The sequence below is a fragment of the Mesorhizobium sp. M7A.F.Ca.CA.002.04.1.1 genome (assembly GCF_004022805.1).
GTDB lineage: Bacteria > Pseudomonadota > Alphaproteobacteria > Rhizobiales > Rhizobiaceae > Mesorhizobium > Mesorhizobium ciceri.
In genome coordinates this window covers 1-4,596 of the sequence record NZ_RZPL01000469.1, presented here as the reverse complement: position 1 = coordinate 4,596, position 4,596 = coordinate 1, and the positions used below count along the sequence as shown (strand labels likewise).

Genomic DNA, 4,596 nt, shown 5'->3' with positions numbered 1-4,596 from the left:
CTACTGGTACAGCCCGGTGCTGAAGCAGCAGCTCGACCATGTCACCGGCGACCTGATCGTGACGCCGAAGAACGAGGCCGAACTGATCCGCGTGCTTGCCGCCCGTCATCGTCATGGCGTGCCGGTGACACCGCGCGGCAGCGGCACCGGTAATTACGGCCAGGCGATGCCGCTCTCCGGCGGCGTCGTGCTCAACCTTGCCGAGATGAACGAGATCAAGTCGATCGCTCCGGGTCGCGTCGTGACCGGGCCGGGGGCGATCCTGGCCGATATCGACAAGGCAACGCGGGCGCATTCCGGGCAGGAACTGCGGCTATCGCCCTCCACCTACAACACAGCCTCGATTGGCGGCTTCATCGCCGGCGGTTCGGGCGGCATCGGCTCGATCAATTTCGGCGGGTTGCGCGATTTCGGCAATGTGCTTCGGCTGCGCGTGGTGACCATGGAGGCCGAGCCGAAAGCGCTCGAGCTCACCGGCGCGGATCTGCACAAGGTGACCCATGCCTACGGCACCAACGGCATCATATCGGAAGTCGAGATGCCGCTGACCGCGGCGTATGACTGGATCGACGTCATTGTCGGCTTCGACGCTTTCATGGATGCGGCCCGCTATGGCAATGCGCTGGCCTGTCAGGATGGCATCCTGACCAAGCTGATCACGCCGATAGCGGCACCCGTGCCGCAGCTCTATTTCAAGCGGCACCAGAAATTCCTGAGCGACGGGCAGAGCATTTGCGTCGTCATGGTGGCGCAGCCCGGGCTGGACGCTTTTCTTGCCTTCACCCGGCGTGCCGGCGGCGAGGTGATCTACAATGCGGCCACGGCGACGCCGGATGAGAAAAAAGGCCTGCCGCCGGCCTATGAATTGGCTTGGAACCACACCACGCTGAGGGCGCTGCGCGTCGACCCTTCGATCACCTATCTGCAGTCGCTCTATCCCTTTCCCAACCAGCTGGCGCTTGTCGAGAAGATGGATGCGATGTTTCCGGGCGAGGTTTTCTCGCATCTCGAATTCGTGCGGCTGGACGGCAACATTACCTGCTTCGGCCTGCCGCTGGTCAAGTTCACGACCGAAGCGCGGCTCGACGAGATCGTGCGCCTGCATGAAGCGAACGGTTGCCCGATCTTCAACCCGCATCGCTACACGCTGGAAGAGGGCGGCATGAAGCAGACCGACGCGGTGCAACTCGCCTTCAAGCGCCAGACCGATCCGCAAGGGCTCCTCAACCCCGGCAAGATGATCGCCTGGGAGAACCCGGACTACGACTACCGTTCCGGGCGGACTTTTTTGTTCAGGGGGCTGCAGAAGGTAGGATGATGAACATCCTCGTCCTCTACGCCCATCCGGTCGAGACCAGCTTCAATGCCGGCCTGCACCGGATGATCGTCGAGCGCCTGACGGCGGCGGGCCATACGGTCGACGACTGCGATCTCTATGCCGAGGGTTTCGATCCGCGACTGACGCGCCAGGAGCGGCTGGACTACCACAACCCACGTGGCCCCGCCGACGCTGTCGCGCCTTATGTCGAGCGCCTGCTGCGCGCCGATGCGCTGGTGCTTTCCTATCCCGTCTGGAACTATGGCTTTCCAGCGATCCTGAAAGGCTTTTTCGATCGCGTGTTCTTGCCCGGCGTGTCGTTCAAATTGGTCGACGGCAAGGCGCAGCCGTCGCTGCACAACATTCGCAAGGTTGCGGCGGTGACCACCTACGGCGGCAGCCGGTTCCGCGCCCTGCTGATGGGCGATCCGCCGCGCAGGCTGATCAAGCGGATGCTGCGCGCCACCGTCAAACCGGGCGCGCCGGTGACCTACCTCGCGCACTACGCGATGAACCTGTCTACCGACGGCTCGCGCAAGGCTTTCACGACCAAGGTCGCGGCCCGCATGGATGAGTTCTGATGCGCGCACTGGTGGTCTACTGCCATCCGGTACCCGAGAGCTTTTGCGCCGCCATCCGCGACACTGCCATCGACGTGCTGATGCGACGAGGCTGGGAGGTGCGGCTGCTCGACCTCTATGCGGAGAAATTCGACCCGGTGATGGGCTGCGACGAGCGGCGCTCCTACAATGACCAGGCGCCGCAGGACCCGGCACTGAAGCCGCATTTCGAACTGCTCAACTGGGCCGAAGCGATCCTGTTCGTCTATCCGACCTGGTGGTACGGACTGCCGGCGATGCTGAAGGGCTGGCTCGACCGGGTGTGGGCGACGGACGTCGCCTTCAAGCTGCCGACCGGCAAGGGACGGATCAAGTCGCTGATGACGCATGTAACCAAGGTCGGCGTCATCACCACCTGCGGCGCGCCGACCTGGTGGAGCGTCGTCGTCGGCCAGCCGGGACGCAAGACCCTGCTGCGCGGCATGCGGGCGCTGTGCGCCACGCGCTGCCGGACGTTTTTCCTGGCGCACTATTTGATGGATGCCTCGACGCCGGCGACAAGGGCGGCGTTTCTGGCGAAGGTGCGAGGGAAGCTGGAAAGGTTTTGAGAGGGCGACTTTCCCTTCCTTCCCCCCCACAAAGGGGGAGGCGAGAAGGCACTACATCCTCGTCCGCTCCGATTTCGGATCGTACATCGGCTTCAGCGAGGCTTCCGCCGCAAAACGCTCGCCGGCGATTTCGATCTCATAGGACGACGCCAGCACATCCGCCTCGCTCTCGCCCTCGCAAGGCACATAGCCCAGCCCGACGGCGCCGCCGAGGTGATGGCCGTAATTGCCAGACGTTATCGGACCAACGATCTTACCGTCGCGCAGGATCGCCTCGTTATGGAAGAGCAGGGGTTCCGGATCCTTCAGCCGGAACTGTACGAGCCGGCGTGACAGGCCGGCTTCCTTCTTGCGCAGCACCGCGTCACGGCCGATGAAGTCGCCCTTGGCGGTCTTCACCGCGAAGCCGAGGCCGGCTTCCAGCACATTGTCCTCGTCGGTGATGTCATGGCCGAAATGCCGGAACGCTTTTTCGATGCGGCAGGAATCCAGCGTGTGCAGGCCGCAGAGTTTCAGGCCGACATCCACACCTGCCTCCTCGACCACCTCGAAGACATGGGCCGCCTGGTCGGTCGAGACATAGAGCTCCCAGCCGAGTTCGCCGACATAGGTGACGCGGTGGGCGCGAGCCAGGCCCATGCCGATTTCGATCTCCTGATACGTGCCGAACGGATTTTTCTCATTGGAGAAATCGTTCGGGCTGACCTTCTGGATCAGCTTTCTCGCGTCCGGGCCCATCAGGCAGAGCACGCTTTCGGCCGCCGTTACGTCGGTGACGACGACGAACTCGTCGGCGACGTGCTTGCGCAGCCAAGCCAGATCGCGCTGCAGCGTGGCGCCTGGGACGACGAGGAAGAACGCCGTCTCGGACAACCGCGAGACCGTCAGGTCACTCTCGATGCCGCCGCGCTGGTTGAGCATCTGGGTGTAGACGATCTTGCCCGGCGCGACATCCATGTCGTTGGCGCATAGTCTTTGCAGGAAAGCACAGGCGTCGCGGCCCTCGACACGGATCTTGCCGAACGAGGTCATGTCGAACAGGCCGACGCCATTCCTGACCGCAAGGTGTTCCTTGCGCTGATTGTCGAACCAGTTCTGGCGCTTCCAGGAATAGCGGTATTCGCGCTCCTGGCCCTCGCGGGCGAACCAGTTGGCGCGCTCCCAGCCGGCGACTTCGCCGAAGACAGCGCCGCGCGCCTTCAGATGCTCGTGCAGCGGCGAGCGCCTGACATTGCGCGACGTCGCCATCTGACGATAGGGGAAATGATCGGCATAGAGCAGACCAAGCGTTTCAGAGACGCGCTCCTTCAAATAGCGGCGGTTCTTCTGGAACGGCTGGGCGCGGCGGATGTCTACTTCCCACAGGTCGAAGGGGGCTTCGCCGTCATTGATCCACTGCGCCAGCGCCATGCCGGCGCCACCGGAGGAGACGATGCCGATCGAATTGTAGCCGGTCGCCATCCAGTAGCCGGACAGTTCCGGCGCCTCGCCGAGATAGTAGCGGTCGTCGGGCGTAAAACTCTCGGGACCATTGAAGAAGGTGTGGATGCCGGCGGTCGCCAGCATCGGCATGCGGTTGACGCCCATTTCGAGGATCGGCTCGAAATGCTCCATATCCTCCGGCAGTTGGTCGAAGCAGAAATCTTCACGGATGCCGTCCATGCCCCAGGGCTTTGCCACCGGCTCGAAAGCGCCCAGCATCATCTTGCCGGCGTCCTCCTTGTAGTAGGCACACTCGTCGGGCACACGCAGCACCGGCAGGCGGGTGAGGCCGGGGATCGGCTCGGTGACGAGGTAAAAATGCTCGCAGGCGTGCAGCGGGATGGTGACGCCGTTCTGCGCTCCCAGTTCGCGCGCCCACATGCCGGCGCAGTTGACGACGATGTCGGCCTCGATCGTGCCTTGCTCTTCGCCTTGTGTCCAGGACACGCCCGTGACGCGGCCGGCCTTGCTGTGGACCTTGGTGACCTTGACGTTCTCGACGATGGTCGCACCGCGCTGGCGCGCGCCCTTGGCCAGTGCCATGGCGATGTTGGCGGGGTCGCACTGGCCGTCGAGCGGCAGATGCACGGCGCCGACGACATCGGAAACATTGAGATGCGGGTACATC

Annotated in this window: 4 protein-coding genes; 3 read left to right on the top strand and 1 reads right to left on the bottom strand. The window is 63.7% G+C overall.

Annotated features, from left to right (window positions below):
- The 3 genes from ENZ75_RS21890 to ENZ75_RS21880 all read left to right on the top strand — a co-directional run.
- A partial coding sequence (locus ENZ75_RS21890; protein WP_164887916.1) for an FAD-binding oxidoreductase occupies window positions 1-1,318 on the top strand: 1,318 nt, incomplete at its 5' end.
- The gene (locus ENZ75_RS21885) at window positions 1,318-1,899 is read left to right on the top strand and encodes an NAD(P)H-dependent oxidoreductase (protein ID WP_063170260.1); all 582 of its coding nucleotides are present in this window, start codon (window positions 1,318-1,320) and stop codon (window positions 1,897-1,899) included. The genes ENZ75_RS21890 and ENZ75_RS21885, both read left to right, overlap by 1 nt.
- Entirely contained in the window at window positions 1,899-2,486 is a 588-nt protein-coding gene (locus ENZ75_RS21880) for an NAD(P)H-dependent oxidoreductase (protein ID WP_013531132.1), read from the top strand. The genes ENZ75_RS21885 and ENZ75_RS21880 overlap by 1 nt, the downstream gene beginning before the upstream one ends.
- A 51-nt stretch (window positions 2,487-2,537) precedes the next feature.
- Here ENZ75_RS21880 and ENZ75_RS21875 read toward each other — a convergent pair.
- The coding region (locus tag ENZ75_RS21875; RefSeq protein WP_164887915.1) for an FAD-dependent oxidoreductase at window positions 2,538-4,596 on the bottom strand (2,059 nt) is incomplete at its 5' end.